2 protein-coding genes are annotated in these 2,930 nt (G+C 70.2%); both read right to left on the reverse strand.

The window, feature by feature from the left end; all coding sequences use genetic code 11:
* Positions 1–158: 158 nt before the first annotated feature.
* Positions 159–1,475 carry an FAD-dependent monooxygenase gene (locus tag GGD88_RS18245; protein ID WP_246423866.1) on the reverse strand — a complete coding sequence of 439 codons (1,317 nt, stop codon included), beginning with the start codon at positions 1,473–1,475 and terminating at the stop codon, positions 159–161.
* A 161-nt stretch (positions 1,476–1,636) separates the two neighbouring features.
* Complete coding sequence (locus tag GGD88_RS18250; protein WP_184438177.1) at positions 1,637–2,728, reverse strand: electron transfer flavoprotein subunit alpha/FixB family protein; 1,092 nt, start codon at positions 2,726–2,728, stop codon at positions 1,637–1,639.
* Between the last annotated feature and the right edge of the window lie 202 nt (positions 2,729–2,930).

Consider the following 2,930-nt stretch of genomic DNA (forward strand, 5'->3'; position numbering starts at 1 on the left):
TACGGGTCCGCCCACGCAGGAGCGTGGGCGGGAGGGGAGGAGCGTGGGAGCGTGCGCGGGCGACTCCGGGGTCTTGGTCCCACGCGCCCGCGTGGGATCGCGCGCAGACCGCGTCTCGGTCTCTTCTCGGTCCCACGCTCCCGCGTGGGACCGCCAGGCTACCGCCAGGCGCGGCCCAGCTTGAACAGGTCGCCGACCAGGCCGCGCAGGCTGCGGGCCGAGCGGAAGCTGCCCATGACCTCGCGTTCCTTGTCGCGCTTGGTGCGCCCGTCGACCCGCAGCATGGTCTCGGCGGCATGGGTGATGAGGCCCGGATAGTCGGTGAAGAAGTGCTTGTTGGTCGCCAGCACCTTGGGCAGGCGGCGGTACTTCTTCAGGTCGGCCAGCACGAAGCTGTTGTCCAGCGCGGTCTTGTAGGCCTTCAGGGTGCGCGCCGTCATCGGCTTGCCCGCGGCCTTGGCGGCGACGATGGTCTCGCCCGCCAGCCGGCCCGAGGTCATCGCCAGGTTCGAGCCCTCGCGGTGCATGGCGTTCAGGAACTGCGCCGCGTCCCCGGCGGTGACCCAACCGTCGCCGTAAAGCGGGGGCACGGCCTCGTAGCCGCCTTCGGGCAGCATGTGGGCGACGTATTCCTTGATCTCGCCGCCGGCGATCAGGGGCGCGATCGCCGGATGCTGCTTGAACCGCTCCAGCAGGAAGTAGGGGCGCACCTGGCTTTCGGCGAAGTCGCTGACCAGACAGCCGATGCCCACCGACAGGCTGTCGCCGTTGGTGTACAGGAAGCCGGTGCCGGTCATGCCGGCGGTGATGGTCCCCGCCGCCTCGATGACCACGCCTTCCTTGCCCTTCAGGTTGAAGCGGGCGTCGATCACCTCCTTCGACAGGAACAGGGTTTCCTTGACGCCCAGCGCCACGTCCTGCGGCTTGACCACCGGGCGCAGCCCGGCGCGGGTGCCGATGAGGGCGTTGACCCCGTCGGCCAGCACGACCACGTCGGCGGTCACCTCGCCGTCGGCGCGGTCGGTGGACACCCCGATGACCTTGCCCTTCTTGTCCCGCAACAGGCCGGTGACGGTGGTCTCGCAGACCACCAGCGCGCCGGCCTCCCGGACCTTGCCGTTGAACCACTTGTCGAACGGCGCCCGCAGGATGGTGTAGCGGTTCGGGCGATCCTCGTTGAAGGTATCGGAGCGGAAATGGGTGCCGACATAGGACTGGTCATCGAGCATCCACATGCGCTGCTCGATGACGTGGCGCTCCAGGGGGGCGCTGTCGCGGAAGTCGGGGATCAGGCGCTCCAGCGCGTCGGCGTACAGGATGGCACCCTGCACGTTCTTGGCGCCGGGGTACTCGCCGCGCTCGATCTGCAGCACCGACAGGCCGGCGCGGGCCATCACCAGGGCGGCGCTGTTGCCGGCCGGGCCGGCTCCCACCACGATGGCGTCGAAGTGTTCACGGTGGCTCATGGGGCTCATGGGGGTCCGTCTCCTTGCCCGCGTTAGAGCAGATCGCGCCAAAATGGAATCGCGCCACGGTCCCATTTTGGCGCGTGAATCTGCTCTAAAATCAACAATGTCGAGCCGATTCAGGTTCGAAATCAGACCGCATCTCCGGTTCCGATTTCGAACAATCGGCTCTATCCGGCCATCCGGGTGACGGCGCGGCGCTGGCGGACGGCGGCGGTCAGGGCCGGCAGGATCTCCAGGGCGTCGCCGACGATGCCGTGGTGGGCGAAGTCGAAGATGGGGGCGTTGGGGTCGCTGTTGATGGCCAGGATGCGGTCCGCACCCTCGCAGCCGACGCGGTGCTGGATCGCTCCCGAGATGCCGGCGGCGATGTACAGGCGCGGGCGGATGGTCTTGCCTGTCTGGCCGATCTGGCGGTCGGCGGTGATCCAGCCCTTCTGCACCAGCGGGCGCGAGCCGCCGTACTCGGCGCCCAGCACCTCGGCCAGCTCGACCACCAGGCGCATGTTCTCGGGCTTCTGCAGGCCCAGGCCGCCGGCGACCACGATGTCGGCATAGGCGAGCTGGGCCTGGTTGGTGTCGGCGTCGGGGATGAAGTCCAGCACCTTGGTGGCGATGGCCTCTTCCGTCATGTCCAGGCGGTCGCGCACCACCGGCCCCGTGCGGCTGCGGTCGGGGGCGCCCATGGCCATGACGCGCGGGCGCACGGTGGCCATCTGCGGGCGCGCCGCCTGGGTCATGATGGTGCACAGCAAGGAGCCGCCGAAGGTGGGCCGGGTGGCGGCCAGGGCGCGGCTGTCGGGGTCGATGGCCAGTTCGGTGCAGTCGGCGGTCAGGCCGGTGGCCAGCGTGGTGGCGACGGCGCCGGCCAGGTCGCGGCCCAGGGTGGACGCCCCCAGCAGCAGGATCTCCGGCTTGTGGGCGTTGACCACGTCGGTCAGGGCCTTGGCGTAGGGGTCGGTGCGGTAGTGCGCCAGCAGCGGGTCCTCGACCAGATGCACCCGGTCGGCGCCGTAGTGGAAGGCCTCGGCGACGGCCTGGTCTGTGCCGTCGCCGGGCGGGCCGAGAACGACCCCGGCCAGTTCCACCGACAGGGCGTCGGCGAGCCTTCGGCCCTCGGTCATCAGCTCCCAGGAGACCGGGTGGACGCGGCCGTGCTCCAGCTCCACGAACACCCAGACGTGGCGGTAGGCCTTCAGGTGCTCGGGCAGCTCCTTGGTCTTGGGGCGCGGCTTGGCGGCGGGGCGGGCGGGTTGGGCCATGATCGGGATCCTCAGAGCAGCGGGCGGCGGCGCGGCGAAGGCGCGCAGGCCGTTGGACGGATCGGTCCGGCCAACGGCCGACAACGACAGAAGACGAACGTCACAACACTCAGGCGCTGGCGCTCTCCAGCAGCGCCGGGTCGGCGGCCAGCAGGACGTCCAGGGCGGCGCTGGCGCGGGTCGCCGGGTCGTCGCCCGGATC

This window comes from Roseospira goensis, assembly GCF_014197795.1.
Taxonomy (GTDB): Bacteria; Pseudomonadota; Alphaproteobacteria; order Rhodospirillales; family Rhodospirillaceae; genus Rhodospira; species Rhodospira goensis.